Consider the following 22,150-nt stretch of genomic DNA (forward strand, 5'->3'; position numbering starts at 1 on the left):
TAGTTGCATATACAACCAGTTAACATTCTGTTAAAAATTTGACATAAAAAAAACCTAAAGATTTCTCTTTAGGCTTTCATAAAATGTCTCAGATATGATTATTTACTCAAATACATTTTTCTTCTTGCATATAAGTCATAAAAATCATCATCTCTTAAACTATCAATAAATAAAATACTTTCTCCAGTACTCTTCATTTCTGGACCAAGCTTCTTATTTACATTCGGGAATTTGTTAAATGAGAATACTGGTTGTTTAATAGCATAACCTTCTAATTGAGGATTAAAACTAAAATCAGTTACTTTCTTCTCTCCTAACATTACCTTCGTTGCATAGTTTACATAAGGTTCTTTGTAAGCTTTTGCTATAAATGGAACTGTACGAGAAGCTCTTGGATTCGCTTCGATGATATATACTTTATCATCTTTAATTGCAAACTGAATATTAATTAAACCTACTGTATTCAATTCTAAAGCAATCTTCTTTGTATATTCTCTAATTTGCTCCAACACTAACTCTCCTAAATTGAAAGGAGGTAATGTCGCGTTAGAATCTCCTGAGTGAATTCCACATGGCTCAATGTGCTCCATAATACCAATGATATACACATTTTCTCCATCACAAATAGCATCCGCTTCCGCTTCAATTGCTCCTTCTAAATAGTGATCTAATAATAATTTGTTATTTGGAATCTTACGTAATAAATCAACTACATGCTCTAATAACTCTTCTTTATTAATAACAATCTTCATTCCTTGTCCTCCTAATACATACGATGGACGAACTAAGATTGGGAAGTCTAACTCATCAGCTAAAGCTAAAGCCTCATCTGCATTTGTAGCAACTCCAAATCTTGGATAAGGAATATTATTATCTTTTAATAATGTTGAGAAACTTCCTCTATCCTCAGCTAAATCTAAAGATTTGTAGCTAGTTCCGATAATTGGAATTCCGTATCTATCTAACTTTTCTGCTAATTTAAGTGCTGTTTGTCCACCTAACTGAACGATTACACCTTCTGGTTTTTCATGCTTAATGATATCGTAGATATGCTCCCAGAATACAGGTTCGAAGTATAATTTATCTGCCGTATCAAAATCTGTCGAAACAGTTTCTGGGTTACAGTTAATCATAATTGTTTCGTAACCACATTCCTTTGCAGCATATACTCCGTGAACACAACAATAATCAAATTCGATTCCTTGTCCAATTCTGTTTGGCCCAGAACCTAAAACGATAATTTTCTTCTTATCCGAAACAATACTTTCGTTCGCAGGTAATTTTTCTCCATCAGCAGTTTCAACTTCATTTTCGAATGTTGAATAATAATATGGAGTTTGAGCTTTAAATTCTGCTGCACAAGTATCAACTAACTTATATACACGCTTAATTTTCAACTCTTCACGTTTCTTATATACCTCACTTTCTAAACACCCTAACATGTGCGCAATCTGACGATCACCATATCCTTTTTGCTTAGCCTCTAAAAGTAATTCTCTGTCAAGAGTATCAATTGTATAGGTAGAAATCTCTTTCTCTAAGTGAAATAATTCCTCATACTGTTTTAAATACCACATATCTATCTTTGTGATATCGTAAATCTTACTCAAAGGAATTCCCATTGCAATCGCGTCGTAAATTGCGAATACACGATCCCAACTTGCATGTGTTAATTTATCAATTACTTGATTGTAATCTTTATAACCTTTACCATCTGCACCTAAACCATTACGTTTAATTTCTAATGACTGAGTCGCTTTGTGCAATGCTTCCTGGAAAGAACGTCCAATTCCCATTACCTCTCCTACAGCCTTCATTTGTAAACCTAAAGTTCTGTCAGAACCTTCGAATTTATCAAAGTTCCAACGAGGAATTTTCACGATTACATAATCTAACGTTGGCTCAAATAAAGCTGAAGTAGATTTTGTAATTTGATTATCTAATTCATCTAATGTATATCCGATAGCTAATTTAGCAGCAATCTTTGCAATTGGATATCCAGTTGCTTTAGATGCTAATGCTGATGAACGAGATACACGTGGGTTAATTTCAATGGCAATAATATCTTCTTTCTCATCTGGAGAAACAGCAAACTGAACGTTACATCCACCTGCAAATTCACCTATAGAACGCATCATTTTAATTGCCATATCACGCATTTTCTGATATGTTTGATCAGAGAGTGTCATTGCCGGTGCGACTGTGATTGAATCTCCCGTATGGATTCCCATTGGATCCATATTTTCAATAGAACAGATAATTACAACATTATCGTTATCATCACGTAATAACTCTAACTCGTATTCTTTCCATCCCATCATCGCTTTATCAATCATTACTTCGTGAATTGGAGAAATCTCTAATCCTCTCGTTAATGATTCTTCGAACTCATCTTCATTGTAAACAATTGAAGCTCCTGCTCCACCTAACGTAAACGATGCTCTAATACATAATGGAAAACCAAATTCTTGAGCAATTTCTTTACCTTTTAAATATGACGTTGCTGTTGCTTGAGGAGCCATTGGCACATCAATTTGTCCCATTAACTCTCTAAATTTCTCTCTATCTTCTGTAATATTGATAGCATCAATGTCTACTCCGATAATTTCAACTCCGAAGTCTTCCCAAATACCTTTCTCATCTGCTTCAATACATAAATTTAACGCTGTTTGTCCTCCCATTGTAGGTAATACAGCATCAATTTGTGGGTGTTCCTTTAAAATTTGAATTAAAGATTTTGTTTTTAAAGGTAATAAATACACATGATCAGCCATTGAAGGATCTGTCATGATTGTAGCTGGATTTGAATTGATTAAAATCGTTTCTATTCCATCTTCTCTTAAAGAACGTAAAGCTTGAGAACCAGAATAATCGAACTCACATGCTTGTCCAATTACGATCGGCCCTGATCCAATAATTAAAATCGATTTTAGGTCTTTTCTCTTAGGCATTTGTGTTGTTTTGTTTTTGTGTGTTTTGCTTGTTGTGTTGTAAAAATATAAATATAAATTGATTAGGTATAAAAAAAGGTGTTACTAATAAACAGTAACACCTTGATATAAACAACTCTAAATCATTATTTTTTCGGTCTTGATTCAGACGAAACCGATAATTTCTTTCTTCCTTTTGCTCTTCTTCTAGCTAATACTTTTCTACCATTAGCAGAAGCCATTCTTTCTCTGAAACCGTGTTTGTTTCTTCTCTTTCTTTTCGATGGTTGGTAAGTTCTTTTACTCATTTTAAATAAAACTTGAAATATTCAAAAATTAATTTTGCTAATAGTGAAATTCCGACTGCTAAAAGCGTTGGCAAATATACAACTGTTTTTTAACTTGACAAGTGATTAAATACTTTTTTTTGAGATATTTTTTTTTAACCTAAAACTCATCGAATTTTCTTCGTTTTTTATTGTGAAAACTATCAATGTTATTACTTTTGCGCAAACCTAATACTGCATGAACAACACAAAATATGTATTTGTAACTGGAGGGGTTACTTCATCCTTAGGAAAAGGTATTATTGCCGCCTCTTTAGCGAAACTATTACAAGAAAGAGGATACTCAGTTACCATACAAAAATTAGACCCATACATTAATATTGATCCGGGAACATTAAATCCATATGAACATGGAGAGTGTTATGTAACCGATGATGGCGCCGAGACAGATTTAGATTTAGGTCATTATGAGCGTTTTTTAAACATTCCTACATCTCAGGCTAATAATGTAACCACTGGTAGAATTTATCAATCGGTAATAAATAAAGAACGTAAAGGTGAGTTCTTAGGAAAAACCGTTCAGGTAATTCCACATATTACTGATGAAATTAAACGTAGAATTAAATTACTTGGGAATACAGGTAAATATGATATCGTTATAACTGAAATTGGAGGAACTGTTGGTGATATTGAATCATTACCATACATAGAATCTGTAAGACAATTACAATGGGAATTAGGTGAAGACAATGCTATTGTTATTCATTTAACATTAGTTCCTTATTTAGCGGCAGCTGGGGAGTTGAAAACTAAACCAACCCAACACTCAGTAAAAATGTTAATGCAGAGTGGAATTGGACCAGACATATTGGTATGTCGCTCTGAACATGAAATTTCCGAAGATATAAAACGTAAACTAGCTTTATTCTGTAACGTTAAGAAAGAAGATGTGATTCAGTCGTTAGATGCAGAAACTATTTACGATGTTCCTAATTTAATGTTTGAAGAAGGTTTAGATTCAGTTGTATTGAAAAAATTAGAATTATCTTCTGATAAACAACCCGAACTAAAAGAATGGAATTGTTTTGTAAAAAAATACAAAAACCCAAAACAAGAAATCGAAATTGGTTTAATAGGTAAATATGTTGAATTACATGATTCTTATAAGTCAATTACGGAAGCATTTATTCATGCAGGTTCTACTCATGAAACAAAAGTAAATGTTCGTTGGATTCATTCAGAAGAATTAGAAAACGGAAACGTTGAGAAAAAATTAAAAGGATTGAATGGACTTTTGGTTGCTCCTGGTTTCGGTGAAAGAGGAATTGAAGGTAAAATTGATGCAGTAAAGTATGCTAGAGAAAATAATATTCCTTTCTTAGGTATTTGTTTAGGTATGCAAATGGCAGTAATTGAATATTCAAGAAATGTTGTTGGTTTAAAAGGAGCTAATTCTACAGAAATGAATGAGAATACAGCTCATCCTGTAATTAATCTTATGGAAGAACAAAAGGAGATTACAAATATGGGAGGAACTATGCGTTTGGGAGCTTGGGATTGTGCTTTGGAAACAGAGTCGAAAGCTTACGAAGCTTATAAAAACAATAATATTAGTGAGCGCCACAGACACAGATATGAGTTTAATAGTGATTACAAAACTCAAATTGAAGCAGCTGGCATGAAAGCAACTGGAATTAACCCTAAAACAGGATTGGTAGAGGTTGTAGAAATTCCTACTCACCCATGGTTTGTTGGAGTACAATATCATCCAGAATATAAAAGTACTGTGTTAAATCCACATCCTTTATTTTTAAGTTTTATTGAAGCTGCAATTAATTATTCAAAGAAATAATCAATAGGTTACCATATAAAAAGAAGCATTCACCAAAAGTGAGTGCTTTTTTTATTCAAACTTAATTGATTTAGATGGGTGAATATTTGAAACTATTTTCGAAGGAATTACAAGCATTAATAAACATAAAATTAGAGTTCCTAAGTTTAATAGTATAAAATGAAGTATGTTTATATTCACCGGTACAGTTGAAACGTAATATGTTTCTGGATTAAGCGAAATGATTTTAAAATACTTTTGAACCAACAATAATCCTAAACCTATAACATTACCCCAAATCAATCCTCTTACGATTAAATAAGAAGCATTATATAAAAACACTTTTTGAATTTCCCAGTTTGAGCTTCCCAATGTTTTTAGGATTCCAACCATTTGAACACGCTCTAAAATTAAAACAAGTAAAGCAGTAATCATATTAATTCCAGCTATTACAACCATAATTGCTATAATAAACCAAACATTATTATCAAATAACTTTACCCACTCAAAAATGGCAGGAAAATTATCTACAATAGTAACTGCATTTAATGTAGCTCCAATAGTACTATAAACTTGATTTCCTTTTTCTTGTAACTCATCAAAGTCATTTAATAAAATTTCAAAACCTCCGACTTCATTATCTTTCCACTTATTAATTCTTTGAACTTCTTTTAAATCTCCTAATATGATGTTATTATCAAACTCCTGAAAACCTGTATTGTAAATACCCGCTATTACAGGTTTTCTCATTTTAAAACCAGTTGCAGTCGCACTTTCAAACCAAGCCTGTAAGGTATCATTTAGTTTAAGTTGTAATCTATCTGCTATTGATTTTGAAATCAATACTTCTCTATTTCTTTTTTGATTATAATTTGGTAATCTTCCTTCTACTAAAAACTCTTTAAAAAAAGAAAAATCATAATCCTTATCGACTCCTTTAAAAACAATTCCCTGAAAATCTGTTGGTGTTCTTAAAATACCACCTTTATTAATATAAGGTTGTACTTTCTTTATACCGTTAATATCTTTGAAGTTTGGGTAAAATTCTTGGTTAACATCAATAGAAATAGTGGAAACATCAGAATTATTATTATCATAATTAGTAATCTGTATATGACCTTTAAACCCAGCTATTTTATCTCTTATTTTTTGTTGAAACCCTGAACTTACGGCAACAGCCACTAACATAATTGCAATTCCCAAAGTAATAGCTACTATGGCAATTTTTATAATTGGAGATGATATACTATTTTTATGCTCTTTGCCTGCAATAATTCGCTTAGCAATAAATAATTCGTAATTCAAAAATTCATGATTTATAACACCATCAAAAGTACATATTTATTCTTGTTTATGCTTAGCATTTTTTGCGATGTGTCATGTAAACAACCAAACAAAATAAATGATGGTAAAAATATAGTACAGCAAAAAATTGTGCCAGGTGCTAATAGAACTGGAATTTATATTCCTCTTTTGAAAGGAAAACGAATAGCAATAGTTGCTAATCAAACTTCCATAATAGAAAAGAAATCAAAGTTCAATCCTGAAATTACATCATTTCATCTAGTTGATTATATTCATAATTCAAAAGAAATTGAAGTAGTAAAAGTGTTTGCTCCAGAACACGGATTCAGAGGAAAAGCAGATGCAGGAGAACATATTAAAGATGGAATTGATAGCAAAACTGGATTACCAATTATTTCTTTATATGGAAAAAACAAAAAACCTTCAAAAGAGCAATTAACAAATATAGATGTAGTTGTTTTTGACATACAAGATGTAGGTGTACGTTTCTATACATATATTTCAACGCTTCATTATATTATGGAAGCCTGTGCAGAGAATAATATTCCACTTATTTTATTAGACAGACCAAATCCAAACGGACATTATATTGATGGGCCGTTATTAGAATCTGAACACAAAAGCTTTGTTGGAATGCATCCCATTCCTGTTGTTTATGGAATGACTATTGGAGAATATGGAAAAATGATTAACGGTGAGGGCTGGTTAGAAAACCAAGTAAAATGCGACTTAACCGTAATTTCTATAAAGAATTATACCCACACTAGTAAATATAGTTTACCTGTAAAACCCTCTCCAAATTTACCAAATGATACTTCTATCAACCTCTACCCTAGCTTATGTTTTTTTGAAGGAACTAATGTTTCAGCAGGAAGAGGAACTAATTTTCAATTTCAAATTTATGGTTCTCCATTTTTAAATGAAATGAATTATACATTTACTCCAAAACCAAATGATGGAGCTAAATATCCAAAGCATAAAGAAAAAACTTGTTTTGGTGAAGATTTACGAAATACAGAACACCTTTCAAAGTTAAATTTAAAGTGGTTGATTAAAGCTTATCAGAAGACTGACAAAAAAGAAGAATTCTTTAATAAATTCTTCACGAAACTTGCAGGAACAGAATTATTACAAAGCCAGATTGAAAAAGGACTTTCACAACAAGAAATAGAAAATTCTTGGAAAAAAGATTTAGAAAATTTTAAAAAGATTAGAAAGAAATATTTGATCTATGATTAAATCAATTTTAAATTGATCGAGATATTACATAAATCCTTGTTGTTTCATCCAATCATCAGAATACACTTTATCCATGTAACGAATTCCGTGATCTGGTAATACCATAACAACAACACTATTTTCATCAAACATTCCTTGTGCTGCGTACTGTTTTGTAGCTTGAATTACTGCCCCTGAAGTGTAACCGCAAAACATTCCTTCTTGTTTTACTAAATCACGGCAAGCAAAAGCCGCATCTTTATCGGTTATTTTTTCATACATATCAACAATATCAAAATCTGTTGCTGTAGGAATTAAGTTTTTTCCTAATCCTTCAATTTTATATGGAGAAATTTCATTAGGATCAAACTCTTTTGTTTCATGGAACTTTTTAATAACCGATCCAACAGCATCAACTCCTAATATTTTAATATTCGGATTCTGTTCTTTTAAATACCTTCCTGTTCCAGAAATTGTTCCTCCAGTTCCACTTGCAGCAATAAAGTGTGTAATTTTACCTTGCGTTTGCTCCCAAATTTCAGGACCAGTTGTTGTATAATGGGCCTCAATATTTAATTCATTAAAATATTGATTAATATAAATAGACTTTGGAGTTTCTTTATGCAGTCTTTTAGCAGTTTCGTAATAAGATCTTGGATCATCTGCTGGAACATTAGCTGGACAAACATGTACCTCTGCTCCCATCGCTTTTAAAACTTCGATTTTATCTTGAGAAGACTTATCACTAACGGCAAGAATGCATCTGTATCCTTTAATTAAGCTAATCATTGCTAAACTAAAGCCTGTATTACCTGAAGTAGTTTCTACAATTGTACTGATTCCTGGTTTTAAAATACCTTTTTTCTCAGCACTCTCAACAATGTGTAATGCAATTCTATCTTTTGCAGAATGACCAGGATTAAAAGCCTCTACTTTTGCATAAAAAGTACCTGGTAAATCTTTAGTAATTCGTTGAAATTTAACAACGGGGGTTTGTCCTATTAAATCAAGTACCGAATTTACTATTACTTTGTTTCTGTCCATCAAAAATTGCTTCATAAAAAAACCTGATAGTGATTACCATCAGGTTTTAATCGGTGCAAAAATATAATTATTTTTCTAACTTATCCTCTAAAGCTAAAAAGAAGCTATATTCCCTTGCAGTTTCTTTTAAAGAATTAAATCTTCCTGAAGCTCCACCATGTCCAGCTTCCATATTTGTATGTAAAAACAATTGATTGTTATCTGTTTTTAACTCTCTTAATTTAGCTACCCACTTTGCAGGTTCCCAATATTGCACTTGACTATCATGTAATCCTGTAGTCACTAACATGTTTGGATATTCTTTTGCTTCAACTTGATCGTATGGAGAATATGATTTAATGTAATCGTAATATTCTTTATCATTTGGATTTCCCCATTCGTCATACTCACCTGTTGTTAAAGGAATACTATCATCTAACATTGTAGAAATAACATCCACAAAAGGAACAGCAGCAATTACTCCATTATATAATTCTGGATTCATATTTACCACAGCCCCCATTAATAATCCACCAGCAGAACCTCCCATAGCATATAAATGCTCTGGAGAAGTATATCCGTTATCAATTAAATATTTAGAACAATCGATAAAATCAGTAAATGTATTTTTCTTATTTAACATTTTACCATCTTCATACCACTCTCTTCCTAAGTATTGACTTCCTCGAATGTGAGCTAAAGCGAAAATAAATCCGCGGTCTAATAAACTTAAACGCGTTGTTGAGAATCCATCAGGAATTGTGTATCCGTACGAACCGTATGCGTATTGTAAAACAGGTGTATTTTTATCAATCTTAGTATCTTTTCTATGAACAATTGATAAAGCTACTTTTTTACCGTCTCTAGCAGTAACCCAAATTCTTTTACTTACGTAATTTTCTTTTTTGAATTTCCCTCCTAAAACTTCTTGCTCTTTTTTAATTTCTTTAGACTGATCTTTCATATTGAAATCAATCACAGAGCTTGGAGTTGTCATTGAATTGTAAGAATAACGAATTACCTCTGTATCGAAATCAGGATTTGAATATACTCCAGCAGAATATGTTTCTTCATCGAATGGTAAGTAATAATCTTCTTTACCATCCCAACGCTTAATTCTAATTTTGAATAACCCGTTGTCTCTTTCTTCTAAAACTAAGTAATCTTTGAAAATTGAGAAATCCTCAAAAAACACATCTTCTCTGTGCGGAATAACATCTACCCAATTCTCTTTCGTAGTTTTAGTTTCTGGAGTTTTCATCAACTTAAAGTTCGTTGCTCCGTCTTTGTTGGTTTTAATATAAAAGTGGTCTCCGTAATGAGCTATATCGTATTCTAAATCACGCTCTCGTGGTTGAATAATTCTAAACGTTCCAGTAGGATTATCAGCTTCTAAAACCTGATATTCACTCGAAACTGTACTGTAAGATCCCATTACTAAGTACTTCTTAGATTTTGTTTTCGTTACAAAAACTCCAAAAGTCTCGTCTTTCTCTTCAAAAACCAACACATCTTCAGACTCATCTGTTCCTAAAACGTGTCTATAAATTTGAGAACTACGTAATGTTACAGGATCTTTTTTAGTGTAGAATAACGTTTTATTATCGTTAGCCCAAACACTTCCTCCTGTAGTATTGTTGATTCTATCTTTATAGATTTCGCCAGTTTCTAAATTCTTAATTTGAATAAAATACTGACGACGACTTACCGTATCTGTAGCAAAAGCAAGTAACTTATTATCAGGAGAAACATTTAATCCTCCTAATTGAAAATATTCATGTCCTTCCGCTTCTTTATTCACATCGAACATAATTTCTTCTTCAGCCTCTAAGTTTCCTTTTTTTCTCGAGTAAATAGGATATTGTTGTCCTTTTTCATATCGAGTAATATAGAAATAACCATTTCTTTTGTAGGGAACAGATTCATCATCTTCCTTAATTCTACCTTTCATTTCTTCAAACAAACTTTCTTGGAAGTCATTGGTATATCCCATAACATCTTCGAAATATTTATTCTCAGCATTCAAATAATCATATACCTTTTGAGTTTGCTCGTCTTTTGTTTCAGCGTTTTTTTGCTCATCAGTTAAACGCATCCAGAAATAATTGTCTACACGAACATCACCGTGTTTTTCTAGTTTTTTTGGTTGTTTCTCAGCTACTGGCGGAGTGGTTTTGTTTGTCATCTTCTCTTTTTTGCAGGAAGCAAAAATAACACTTATACCAATACTGAATAAAAGAATTTTTTTCATTTGATTTATTTTGGTTTAGTAATGTAGTAATTTTGTAACGGAATTATTTAAAAAAATATATAATTTATGTTCGGAGATTTATCAGGAATGATGGATAAGCTTAAGCAAGCTCAACAAAAAGTAGAAGAAACAAAACAACGTTTAAATACTGTTTTAATTGATGAATCCGGTGCTGATGGAAAAATTAAAGTTACCGTTACGGCTAACAGAGATATCAAAGCCGTTTCTATCGATGAATCATTATTAAACGATGCTGAAGAATTAGAAGATTATCTAATACTAACATTAAACAAAGCATTAAAAAGAGCTGGAGAAATAAACGAACAAGAAATGGCAATTGCTGCAAAAAGCGGAATGCCTAATATTCCAGGAATGGATATGTTCAAATAATTGAAAGGAATAATTTAAAGTTAGAGGCTAGAAGTTTCATTAACTTTAGACTTTAGACTTTAGACTTTAGACTTTAGACTGTAAAAAATATGAATCTAAATCAAGTTACGGTTCCTTCATTAGATTTGTCAAAATCAATTCCTTTTTATGAAAAGTTAGGATTGAAACTTATAGTGAAAGCCTTGCCTCATTATGCCAGATTTGAATGTCCTGATGGAAATTCTACCTTTTCCATTCATTTAGTAGATGAATTATCAAAAGGAAATGGAGTTTACGTGTATTTTGAATGTAAAAATTTGGATGAAGAAGTTCAAAATTTAAAAGAACAAGGAATTCAATTTGATCAAGAACCTAAAGATGAATCTTGGCTTTGGAGAGAAGCTAGATTAAAAGATTTAGATGGAAATCAGTTAATATTATTTTATGGAGGTGATAACAGGTTAAATCCGCCATGGAGAATTCAAGAATAAATTAAAGATGAAAACCCAAAAAAGCCATACAACTGAAGATTATATGCTGCCATGTTTGAACAAAAAAATGTTTGGCTTCGATTGTCCTGGATGTGGTTTTCAACGCTCTGCAGTAATGGTTACAAAAGGAGAATTTAAAGAAGCCTTTAACATGTTTCCCGCAATCTATACCTCGATTATTTTTTTTATCGCAGTAATCTTTCATTTTTTGGTTAAGAAAAAAATCACTTCTAAAATTTTAATTATTTTGGCTATTCTAAACGTATCAGTAATTATTATTGCTTATGTTTTGAAAATGAATAAACTAATAAACTAAATAAAAATATTTACATGTTTGAATTTGAACAACGAAAACTACCCAATGCAACACCTGTCTTAGTTCTAGGAATTTTATCAATAATTACCTGTTGCTGTTATGGTGTATTAGGAATTATCATAGGAGTTATTGCTCTAGTATTATATAAACAAGACAAAGAGGTATATGATAAAAACCCTAGTGTTTATGATAACTATTCTAACTTAAATACTGGAAGAATATTAGCCATAATCGGAATTATTTTAAGTACGCTTTTTTTAATATATGTAATTTGGTTAATCTCTTTTTTCGGCTGGGATACTTTACAAAATCCAGAACAATTACAAGAGCGTCTTAACGAATTACAATAATAAATACTCTTATGGTATTTTAATTTCTTTTCAAAAGAGTTAATTACGTAACAACTTTACTATCAATAAAGAATAAAGCAAACTGATTTACAGTTTGCTTTATTCGTTAATAAGTATTCGCAAAAAAACGAAATCTTAGTTTTTAAATGTCCTATTTTCGCCGTCTTACATTAAAATTTGAGGGGATTAATGATAGACAAAAAATGGTTACAATACTATAAAAACAGCTTGGTTGATAGTGAAAACTTAGCAATAGACATTGCTAAAATTAAAAACTTATATCATCAAAACAATTCAGATTTAAGTAACGCATTTATTAATCAAAAGCAAGCAGTTCAATTAATCGACGCTGAGGAAAGAAGAATCAATAGACTTCGTGGAGTTCTTAAAAAAGAGAATAGTCAATGGCGTAACATTGAAGAAACTAAAATTGTGATTGCTCCATTTCATTTAGAATATCAAACAGATAATCCTCAATTTAAACAACGTGTTATTCATCCATTTTGGATAAACGCTACTGTAAACAGATTAGGACAATTATCGGCTCCGAAAGACCTCTTCCCTCTTATTGTAAGAAATTATATGACGCCGATAGCCGATATTAAAAATGATTTTATTTTTACTTCATTAGATGCCGTTCAAAATGCAAGAGAAATTGAACCTCCTTCAACTGAACATGAAGAAGATATTGTTCCTTGGGATGAATACTGGAATTACATAAACGAGGTTTTCTATGCTATTACGTTTAAAAACTTACCTTATTATAGAGCGGATAGATATTTCACTAAATTTCAATTAACCTATTTTGCTGTAAGCTCAAAAATTTCTACTGCAAAAAGTATCTTGTTTCTATATGATAACTTATTACAAAATGAGGAAAAGTTACCGCTGCTCTCAAAAATAATCAATCCAAATCAGGTCGAAAAAAGAGATGCAATAACAGACTATGACTATCTAAATTATAATCACTTACATCTTGGGCAAATGTCGGATCGTTTTCCATTATCGGTAACACAACGTAAAACATTACTCTCATATTTGTCTGCCGAAGAAAGCTCGGTTACTGCAGTAAATGGTCCTCCAGGAACAGGAAAAACCACCTTACTTCAAAGCTTGGTAGCTACAGAGCTTGTAAAAAGCGCCATCATCGGAGACGAAGCGCCTTTTATATTAGCTTGCTCAAATAACAATCAAGCAGTTACAAATATTATTGACAGTTTTATAAACTCAAAAAGTAGCTTAGAAAATTTATCAGAAAGATGGATTCCTAATTTTAAAGGATACGCTACTTATTTACCTTCTAATGGAAAAAGTGAAAAATACTTAGGTGACATTAATTTTTTAAAAGGTAATTTATTCAAACATGAAGGTACACTATGTGAGCTTGAAAACCAAAACTATTTACAGGAAGCAGAATATTATTTCTTATCAAAATATAACGATTATTTTGACTTAAAAACCGATTCAATTGAAGATGCATTAGAACATTTACAGGACGAAATAATTGTTATTGAAGAACTATTAATTGATAGTGTTTCTTTTCCTGACAACCTCTTAAAGTCTATAAACTACATTAACATACGACTTAAGGACAAAGAAAATTACATTAGTCGTGATGATTTAAACATTTCTCAAATTAACGAATGGCGTTCAATTCTCGCTACATTAAAATCAGCCTCTAAGAAACCTGAATTTCTATCATTAGTAAAAGAGTATTTTACTTCAGACGCAGAGAAGTCTTCGAACAACAATACTTCTATTTTTAAGACAGAAGAGTCAATTATTAACGATAAAACAAAAGCGAATCAGTTAATAAAAGAACTCATTAAGAATTTAAACATTGCGTTACAATCAAATTTAAAACTAAAAGACTGGCGACAAAAAGTTGACATTCAAAGTTTTCCTATTTTAAAAGAAGATAAACTTTGGGAATCTGAGTTTAAAAAATTAGAAACAAAAGATTTTACTCCTAATTTTTATTATGATGAAATTGATGTTACTCTTCGTCACAAAGCATTTTTACTTGCTACTCATTATTGGGAAGGACGCTGGATTTTAGCCACTAAAGAAGCTCTAGAAGAAAACACTGAAAGAGGAACTGGTGAACAAGCTATTACCATCAAATGGAAACGAAGAGCAATGCTCACACCGTGTTTCGTGTCCACTTTCTATACCGCTCCTAGTCATTTTTTATACAGCCAATTTCAGGGTGAAAATGAAAATGGAAAGCCTATTTTTGAATATTTCCCGTTATATAATTTTGTTGATTTATTAATTATTGACGAAGCCGGACAAGTTACACCAGAAGTTAGCATTCCTGTTTTTGCAATTGCTAAAAAAGCATTTGTAGTTGGCGACTTAAAACAAATTGAACCCATTTGGTCTATTCCTTCAAGAATAGATAAAGGAAATCTATCTAGCTTACGGATTATTGAGCACGAACAAGATATGGAATACTTAAAAGAAGCTGGACTTTTAGCTTCAAATGGATGCATCATGAAAATCGCACAAAATTCCTGTGAGTATGAAACTCCAATTGACAATAAAAAAGAACAAGGCTTGATTTTATTAGAACATAGAAGATGTAATGATGAAATAATTAATTTCTGCAATGAATTAGCCTATGATGGAATTTTAAAACCTATGAAAGGAAGAGCAAGAAAAGATCAAGCTTTTCCATCGATGATGGCTTATCATATAGAGGGTTATAGCGAACGAAAATACAACAGTCGACAAAATATACAAGAAGTAAAAGCTATTGTTACTTGGCTTCAGCAGAATAAAGAAAAAATTCAAGAAACATACAATGTTGATAATATCGAAGATGTACTCGGAATTATTACTCCTTTTGCCAGTCAAAAAGGAGAACTCTCGAAAGCATTACTCGAGGCTGGATTTAAAGTAAATGATATTAAATTAGGAACGGTTCATGCTTTGCAAGGTGCTGAACGTGATATTATTTTATTTAGTTCGGTATACACAAACGATGACGAAGGAACGATGTTTTTTGAAAAAGACAATAAACCAAACATGCTAAATGTTTCGGTTTCGAGAGCAAAAGACAGTTTTATATTATTCGGTGATACAAGAATTTTCGACGAAACTCAAAATACGCCCTCTGGTGTTTTAAAGAAACATTTAAATATTTACGAAATGGCTACTTAAAGACATAAAAAAAGCCTCACAATTGTGAGGCTTTTTTTATATATAATTCTTCTATTTTTCGAATTCCATAATTGTTTTCTTGATAATAGAAATACAATCTCTTAACTCCTCTTTATTCATAACTAATGGTGGAGCAAATCTGATGATATTACCATGTGTAGGTTTAGCTAATAAACCGTTATCGCGTAACTTCATACAAATGTTCCATGCAGTATCACTATCTTCAGTATCATTAATTACAATTGCATTTAACAATCCTTTTCCTCTAACTAAAGTTACTAACTCAGTTTCGTCTACTAATTTCCCAATTTCTTCGCGGAAAATTTTCCCTAAACGATCTGCATTCTCAGCTAAATTCTCGTCTCTTACAACTTCTAAAGCCGCAATTGCAACGGCAGCAGCAATAGGATTTCCTCCAAAAGTTGAACCGTGATTTCCAGGACGAATTACATTCATAATTTCATCATTTGCTAATACAGCAGATACTGGATAAGCTCCTCCACTTAATGCTTTACCTAAGATTAAAATATCTGGTTTTACATCTGGAGTTCCAGAACAGTTTTTATCTGCACAAGAGCAGTTTCCGCAAGTAGCTAATAAACGACCAGTTCTAGCAATTCCTGTTTGAACTTCATCTGCAATAAACAATACATTATACTTTTCACATAATGCCTTTGCCGCAGCTAAATATCCTTCAGATGGAACATAAACTCCAGCCTCACCTTGAATTGGTTCTGCCATGAATCCAGCTACATTCTTATTATTCTCTAATGCTTCTTCTAAAGCTTTTAAGTTATCATATTCAATTTTGATAAATCCTTTTGTAAACGGCCCGAAATTTTTACGTGCCACTGGATCATTTGAAAATGAAATAATTGTTGTTGTTCTTCCGTGGAAGTTATTCTCACATACGATAATCTCAGCTTCATTCTCGTCAATTCCTTTTACTTCGTAAGCCCACTTTCTACAAATTTTCAAAGCAGTTTCAACAGCTTCCGCACCTGTATTCATTGGTAATAACTTATCAAAACCAAAATACTCAGTTGCAAACTTTTCGTACTGACCTAACATATCATTATAAAATGCACGAGATGTTAAGGTTAAAGTTTTTGCTTGATTTACCATTGCATCCACAATTTTTGGGTGACAATGACCTTGATTTACCGCAGAGTACGCTGAAAGGAAATCATAATATTTCTTTCCTTCTACATCCCAAACATAAACACCTTCACCTTTGCTTAATACAACTGGTAACGGATGGTAGTTATGGGCTCCATACTTGTTTTCTAAATCGATTGCTTGCTGTGACGTTAATTTTTCTAAAACAGCCATTTCCTTAATTTTTTTAAAAATTCATAAAATAACCATTCCTACTGTACCTTTATTCTTCCGAAGAGCTTCGAAAAAGCAGCGTGGGAGAGAAATCATCCCTAAGAGATGCGCAATTTATTAAATAATAACTCCGCCGTAAAATGTTACTTCGATAATTTTCCCGATAAAGAAGAAACTTGTAATTCTAATCGCTTAATCTCTCTTAACAGCGCCTTTTTATCCATTTGCATCCACGTATAAAACTTCAACATTGAAGAAGCCATTATACTTAAAGAACCAAATACTCCCCAACGAATTAAATCATTCGTTTCTGTAGCGTTAAAAAACTGAATTGCACAGTACACAAATACTCCAAACCAAAGTAGTTGAACAATTGCTATTAATATAGTAACCCAACTATTTTTTCCTTTAAATATACCAAACATCATCTGCCACAAGTTTTGTTCTTCCAATTCATCATAAAATCTTGCTTCTTCTTTAGTTAATGTTTCTTTTATCAATTCATCTAAATCTTTAAATTCTTCCATTTTTCCTATATTTTATTATTACTTTTTTTAATTGTTCTCTGGCATGAAATAGCCTAGATTTTCCGGTACCAACAGAAATTCCTAAAATATTTCCTATTTCTTTTAGCGAATAACTTTCAACATAAAACAACTGTAAAACCTGTTGATGTTCTTCACTTAGTTTTTTTATTTCTTTAAGCAGAATTATTTTAATTTCCTCTTTATTATCATCAGATTCTATTGAGGAAGTAAATCGCGAATCTTTATACTCAGTTTTTCGTTTTTGCTCTCGTTGTTGTACTCTCAAAAAATCTATTGCTTTTCTATTTACAATACTAATTGCCCAACTTTTAAACTTCATTGGATCTTTCAAATCATTGAATTTATTGTAAATAATCGTCCAACTTTCTTGAGCTACATCTTTAGCTATATCTCGATCTTTCACATAAAAATGAGCCAGTTTACAAAACCGAACATGCCAACGTTTTACGAGTACAATAAATGCAGTAGACTTACCAGACTGATAGTCTAAAATCAATTTTGCATCTATTTCTTTATCCTTGTTTTTCATTAATTAGAATTCATAGTATGGACGATGAAAAAATAAAAAGGTTCAAATCTTTTTAAAATTACTTTTTAAATTTCAAAATAAACGATTCAAACTGCTAAGTTTTACTAATTTTGCAGTCCTTAAAATTATTATAGATGCCAAGAAGAGAACGCAATAAATTTGTAAAACGAGGAGAAGTAATTGAGTTACTAATTGAAGATTATGCTTTTGGTGGAAAAGGTATCGGGAAAATAAGATCAGAACATGGTGAGTTTGTAGTTTTTGTTCCTAATACGTTACCAGGTCAATTAGTAAAAGCCAGAGTTGCAAAATCTCAGAAGAAATACGCAGAATGCAAATTAATTGAAGTTCTTAAACCTTCGGAAGATGAAGTTGCCATGGATTATCAAGAAATTCCTGGTGCGCCGTATATAAAACTTCCAGTAGAAAAACAGCATAATTACAAACATACAAGTACTTTAGATTTATTTAAAAGAATCGGTAAAGTTGCAAATATTGATGATTTATTTGATGAGTTTGTGAGTTCTCCAAACCTATTTCATTACAGAAATAAAATGGAATATAGCTTCTCTGCCATTGGTTTTGATAGCGTAAAAAATACTGACGTAGATGAGTTTACACTTGGTTTTAAAAAACGTGGTGTTTGGTGGATGGGTGTAAACCTTGAAAAAGATTCTGGTTTATTTGATAAAGATGTTGAAGACAATATCAGAAACATAAAAACCTACTGTGAGGAAACTGGTTTAGCTCCTTGGCATGGACCTAGAAAAGAAGGTTTCTTTAGGTATTTTGTAGTTAGAAAGTCATACAAAACAAATGAATTATTATTCAATTTAGTTACCACTTCAGGAGATTTAGACAACTTTAACTTGGATAAGTTCGCTAATTATTTAGTTGAACTTTTTGGTGATCGTGTAGCTGGACTATTACATACTATAAATGATGAAACGGGAGACAGAACAATCGCTACTTCTGGAAGCATTCAATTAGTATATGGAAAAGATAAAATTGTAGAGGAATTACTAGGATTGAATTTTGAAATCAGCATGAAAAGCTTTTTCCAAACAAATCCTAAATCTGCAGAAAAACTATACTCTAAAGTAATTGATTATGCTTTAGAAAATAAAGATGCAATTGATAATACCGTTGTCATGGATTTATTCTGTGGAACAGGAACTATTGGTCAAATATTAGCTTCAAAAGGAAGTAATACAAAAATTATTGGAGTTGATATTGTAGCTTCTGCCATTGCTGACGCAAAGAAAAATGCAAAAAGAAATAACATAGAAGGTGTTGAGTTTTATGCCGCTGATGTTGGGAAATTCTTATTAGAACATCCTGAATTTAAAAACAAAATTAGAACGATAATTTTAGATCCAGCGAGAGCTGGAATTGCTCCAAAAACACTTAAAAAAATCATAAATCTAAATGCAGATAGAATGGTTTATGTATCTTGTAACCCAGCAACTCAAGCAAGAGATACAGAGCAGTTGATTGAAGCAGGATATAACTTAAAAAAGATTAGTTTAGTTGATCAATTTCCACATACCGCTCATATTGAAACTGTTGTATTGTTTGAAAAATAAATTTACATGAAAATTCTAAAGCAACTATTTGTTTTTACACTTTTAATCGTAATTATTAGTTCTTGTGAAAAAGATGATTTCTGCGAATTCAGTTCACCAACACCAAATTTGGTACTTCGTTTTTACGACAAGGATGTAAATGACGATTTAAAAATTGTTCAGCGATTGTCGATTATCGCTCAAAGTAAATCAGATAGTTTATATACCAATAGATCAGTTGACAGTATTGCTATTCCTTTAAACACGAATGCTTTTGAAACTATTTATATTTTCAAAAGAAATGAAATAGATGGAAATTTAGCGAACAACGAAACTGCTACCTTAACTATAAAATATACGCCTGAAGAAGAATATCTTTCTAGATCCTGTGGATTTAGATTTGTATTTAAAGATATTACTTTTGAAAAAACAGGTTGGATTGACAGCTTATCAATAACTACTTTAGAATCTATTAACTCACAACAAAATGCGCACGTTAACATTTTTCATTAATTTTTGTTTTCTTTTTTGTTTCGCTTCTATTGGTGCTCAAAATATCGGAGTTAAAAAAGAGCAACCGAAAGATACAGTAGTTTACAAAACTGGTTATGGTTTACGTTTAGGTTTGGACCTAAGTAAAGCTGGTTTAAGTTTTTTTGACAAAAGTTATAATGGTTTAGAAATTGTTGGTGATTATCGTATTTCTAGTAGATGGTATATCGCTGCAGAAATAGGATATGAAGAAGAAATTATATTTGAAGATTTTACCACATCAAGCTCAAAAGGAAACTATATAAGAATTGGGGCTAATTACAATACCTACAATAACTGGCTTGATATGAATAATGAAATTTATGTCGGCGGAAGATACGGATTAGCGTTATTTGATCATACGTTAGAAAGATATACACCCAATGCAACAACTGGAGATGTAAATACACCAATATACTTCCCTACTACTCCTGTAACAACTCCTGTTACAGAAACAGGATTAACCGGACAATGGATTGAATTTGTTTTTGGAATTAAAGCAGAAACTTTTAAGAATCTTTTTATTGGTTTTAGCGGATCGTTTAAGATTGTTACAACTATGGAAGACCAAACTGGATTTAAAACTTTGTACGCACCAGGCTTTAATGATGTTTTAGATAGCGGTACAGGATTTGGTTTTAATTACACTTTAACCTACTTAATTCCATTTGTTAATAAATAATTTTAGAGCATACCTCCTATTTTACTACCTTTACACTACGTAATAAACAAACTTATTAACAATGGATAGAATACCTAGTGTTGATCTGAGAGACTTTTTGTCTGGAGATGAAAGTAGAAAACAAAAATTTATTAATGAAATTGGTCATGCTTATGAAAATATAGGATTTGTTGCCCTAAAGGGTCATTTTTTAGACAAGGAATTAGTTGACAACCTATATGAGCAAATCAAAAAGTTTTTCGAATTACCAGTAGAAACAAAACAGAAATATGAAATCCCAGGTATTGGAGGTCAGCGTGGTTATGTTTCGTTTGGTAAAGAAAGTGCAAAAGGAAAAAAAGAAGGAGATTTAAAAGAGTTTTGGCACTTCGGACAATACGTTGAAGATAACCCAACTTTAGAAAAAGAATATCCAGCTAATGTTACAGTTGATGAACTTCCAGAATTTAATGAAGTAGGTAAAGAAACCTATAAAATGTTAGAGAAAACAGCTAAATACGTATTACGCTCATTAGCTTTGCATTTAGGTTTAGAAGAGACTTACTTCGACCAATATATTTTTAACGGAAACAGTATTTTAAGACCTATTCATTATCCACCAATTAAGGATGAGCCAAAAGGAGCTGTAAGAGCTGCTGCACATGGTGATATTAACTTGATTACACTTTTAATGGGAGCTCAAGGTAAAGGTTTACAAGTTCAAAACCACGAAGGTGAATGGATTGATGCAATTGCTGAGCCTGATGAATTAATGATTAATGTTGGGGATATGTTGTCGAGACATAGTAACAATAAATTGAAATCTACAATTCATAGAGTTGTAAATCCACCAAAAGAATTATGGGGAACTTCTCGTTACTCAATACCGTTTTTTATGCACCCAGTTTCAGAAATGAAATTAGATGTTTTAGACAATTGTATTGATGCCGACAATCCAAAGAAATTTGAAGACATTACCGCTGGCGAGTTTTTAAACGAGCGTTTAAGAGAACTTGGGTTAATTAAGTAATTATGGATTTACAAGATCAACTTAAGAATCTTTTTCCAGATCATCAATTTGAAGAACCAACTCCAGAAGAAAAACCTGATATTTGGCTTCAAGATGAACCTCTTCTTTGTAAATATGAGAAACGTAAAGGAAAACCTATCACAATAATTGATGGTTATAATGGTGCTACGCAAGACTTTAAAAAATTAGCCAAAGAGATTAAAACAAAACTGTCTGTTGGTGGAAGTTTTAAAGATGATACCATTATAATTCAAGGAGATTATAGAGATAAGATAATGGAACTTTTGCAAGAAAAAGGATTCAAAGTGAAAAGAGTTGGTGGCTAAAGAATCTTTGATTAATAGGTGTCAAAAATCATAGTGCCAAATTTTTTAAAATTCACTTTTTTAACAAAAAGTTTATCAAAACAACAAAAATA

Annotated in this window: 20 protein-coding genes; 12 read left to right on the forward strand and 8 right to left on the reverse strand. The window is 31.6% G+C overall.

From position 1 onward, the window contains the following. Positions 1–98: 98 nt before the first annotated feature. Together carB and rpmH are read right to left on the reverse strand one after the other, a co-directional pair. Positions 99–2,951 carry a carbamoyl-phosphate synthase large subunit gene (gene carB, locus ACOSP6_RS14315; RefSeq protein ID WP_422094035.1) on the reverse strand — a complete coding sequence of 951 codons (2,853 nt, stop codon included), beginning with the start codon at positions 2,949–2,951 and terminating at the stop codon, positions 99–101. A 125-nt stretch (positions 2,952–3,076) separates the two neighbouring features. Next, on the reverse strand, positions 3,077–3,238 hold the full coding sequence (gene rpmH / locus ACOSP6_RS14320) for a 50S ribosomal protein L34 (RefSeq protein WP_028891113.1): 162 nt from the start codon (positions 3,236–3,238) through the stop codon (positions 3,077–3,079). Positions 3,239–3,455: 217 nt separating this feature from the next. Here rpmH and ACOSP6_RS14325 point away from each other — a divergent pair, with 217 nt between their 5' ends. Beyond that, a complete protein-coding gene (locus tag ACOSP6_RS14325; RefSeq protein WP_422094034.1) occupies positions 3,456–5,069 on the forward strand; it encodes a CTP synthase in 1,614 nt (537 codons plus the stop codon). A 51-nt stretch (positions 5,070–5,120) separates the two neighbouring features. Here the strand turns inward: ACOSP6_RS14325 and ACOSP6_RS14330 are convergent, their stop codons facing one another. Continuing rightward, entirely contained in the window at positions 5,121–6,353 is a 1,233-nt protein-coding gene (locus ACOSP6_RS14330; RefSeq protein ID WP_422094033.1) for an ABC transporter permease, read from the reverse strand. 6 nt (positions 6,354–6,359) lie between these two features. On the opposite strand from ACOSP6_RS14330, the gene ACOSP6_RS14335 reads away from it, so the two are divergent. Further along, positions 6,360–7,592: an exo-beta-N-acetylmuramidase NamZ family protein gene (locus tag ACOSP6_RS14335; protein ID WP_422094032.1), complete on the forward strand. Its 1,233-nt coding sequence runs from the start codon at positions 6,360–6,362 to the stop codon at positions 7,590–7,592. 24 nt (positions 7,593–7,616) lie between these two features. Here the strand turns inward: ACOSP6_RS14335 and ACOSP6_RS14340 are convergent, their stop codons facing one another. Next, a complete protein-coding gene (locus tag ACOSP6_RS14340; RefSeq protein ID WP_422094031.1) occupies positions 7,617–8,615 on the reverse strand; it encodes a PLP-dependent cysteine synthase family protein in 999 nt (332 codons plus the stop codon). A 67-nt stretch (positions 8,616–8,682) separates the two neighbouring features. Beyond that, the gene (locus ACOSP6_RS14345) at positions 8,683–10,845 is read right to left on the reverse strand and encodes a S9 family peptidase (RefSeq protein WP_422094030.1); all 2,163 of its coding nucleotides are present in this window, start codon (positions 10,843–10,845) and stop codon (positions 8,683–8,685) included. A gap of 66 nt (positions 10,846–10,911) precedes the next feature. Between ACOSP6_RS14345 and ACOSP6_RS14350 the strand changes: the two genes are divergently transcribed. From ACOSP6_RS14350 to ACOSP6_RS14370, 5 genes are all read left to right on the forward strand, one after another. Next, positions 10,912–11,235 carry a YbaB/EbfC family nucleoid-associated protein gene (locus ACOSP6_RS14350; RefSeq protein ID WP_422094029.1) on the forward strand — a complete coding sequence of 108 codons (324 nt, stop codon included), beginning with the start codon at positions 10,912–10,914 and terminating at the stop codon, positions 11,233–11,235. Between the two features lie 89 nt (positions 11,236–11,324). Next, positions 11,325–11,705, forward strand: a complete 381-nt coding sequence (locus tag ACOSP6_RS14355; RefSeq protein ID WP_422094028.1) for a VOC family protein — start codon at positions 11,325–11,327, stop codon at positions 11,703–11,705. A 7-nt stretch (positions 11,706–11,712) separates the two neighbouring features. Beyond that, on the forward strand, positions 11,713–12,021 hold the full coding sequence (locus tag ACOSP6_RS14360; RefSeq protein WP_422094027.1) for a DUF2752 domain-containing protein: 309 nt from the start codon (positions 11,713–11,715) through the stop codon (positions 12,019–12,021). Positions 12,022–12,035: 14 nt separating this feature from the next. Continuing rightward, the gene (locus ACOSP6_RS14365) at positions 12,036–12,371 is read left to right on the forward strand and encodes a CCC motif membrane protein (RefSeq protein ID WP_422094026.1); all 336 of its coding nucleotides are present in this window, start codon (positions 12,036–12,038) and stop codon (positions 12,369–12,371) included. Between the two features lie 189 nt (positions 12,372–12,560). Continuing rightward, the gene (locus ACOSP6_RS14370) at positions 12,561–15,536 is read left to right on the forward strand and encodes a DEAD/DEAH box helicase (RefSeq protein ID WP_422094025.1); all 2,976 of its coding nucleotides are present in this window, start codon (positions 12,561–12,563) and stop codon (positions 15,534–15,536) included. 51 nt (positions 15,537–15,587) lie between these two features. Here ACOSP6_RS14370 and rocD read toward each other — a convergent pair whose 3' ends face one another. From rocD to ACOSP6_RS14385, 3 genes are all read right to left on the reverse strand, one after another. Then, complete coding sequence (gene rocD, locus ACOSP6_RS14375) at positions 15,588–16,868, reverse strand: ornithine--oxo-acid transaminase (RefSeq protein ID WP_422094024.1); 1,281 nt, start codon at positions 16,866–16,868, stop codon at positions 15,588–15,590. Between the two features lie 143 nt (positions 16,869–17,011). Further along, positions 17,012–17,395, reverse strand: coding sequence for a DUF6768 family protein (locus ACOSP6_RS14380; protein ID WP_422094023.1), 384 nt, complete (start codon positions 17,393–17,395; stop codon positions 17,012–17,014). Continuing rightward, positions 17,382–17,945: an RNA polymerase sigma factor gene (locus tag ACOSP6_RS14385; protein ID WP_422094022.1), complete on the reverse strand. Its 564-nt coding sequence runs from the start codon at positions 17,943–17,945 to the stop codon at positions 17,382–17,384. The genes ACOSP6_RS14380 and ACOSP6_RS14385 overlap by 14 nt, the downstream gene beginning before the upstream one ends. Before the next feature lie 134 nt (positions 17,946–18,079). On the opposite strand from ACOSP6_RS14385, the gene rlmD reads away from it, so the two are divergent. The 5 genes from rlmD to ACOSP6_RS14410 all read left to right on the forward strand — a co-directional run bounded on the left by rlmD (position 18,080) and on the right by ACOSP6_RS14410 (position 22,058). Further along, the gene (rlmD, locus tag ACOSP6_RS14390) at positions 18,080–19,531 is read left to right on the forward strand and encodes a 23S rRNA (uracil(1939)-C(5))-methyltransferase RlmD (RefSeq protein ID WP_422094021.1); all 1,452 of its coding nucleotides are present in this window, start codon (positions 18,080–18,082) and stop codon (positions 19,529–19,531) included. Positions 19,532–19,537: 6 nt separating this feature from the next. Further along, on the forward strand, positions 19,538–20,023 hold the full coding sequence (locus tag ACOSP6_RS14395) for a DUF6452 family protein (RefSeq protein ID WP_422094020.1): 486 nt from the start codon (positions 19,538–19,540) through the stop codon (positions 20,021–20,023). After that, the gene (locus ACOSP6_RS14400) at positions 19,998–20,723 is read left to right on the forward strand and encodes a DUF6048 family protein (RefSeq protein WP_422094019.1); all 726 of its coding nucleotides are present in this window, start codon (positions 19,998–20,000) and stop codon (positions 20,721–20,723) included. Before ACOSP6_RS14395 ends, ACOSP6_RS14400 begins: the two co-directional genes overlap by 26 nt. A gap of 61 nt (positions 20,724–20,784) precedes the next feature. After that, positions 20,785–21,732, forward strand: coding sequence for an isopenicillin N synthase family dioxygenase (locus tag ACOSP6_RS14405; protein WP_422094018.1), 948 nt, complete (start codon positions 20,785–20,787; stop codon positions 21,730–21,732). 2 nt (positions 21,733–21,734) lie between these two features. Beyond that, positions 21,735–22,058, forward strand: coding sequence for a translation initiation factor (locus ACOSP6_RS14410; RefSeq protein WP_422094017.1), 324 nt, complete (start codon positions 21,735–21,737; stop codon positions 22,056–22,058). Positions 22,059–22,150: the final 92 nt, after the last annotated feature.

The sequence above is a fragment of the Tenacibaculum sp. MEBiC06402 genome (genome assembly GCF_049239625.1).
Taxonomy (GTDB): Bacteria; Bacteroidota; Bacteroidia; order Flavobacteriales; family Flavobacteriaceae; genus Polaribacter.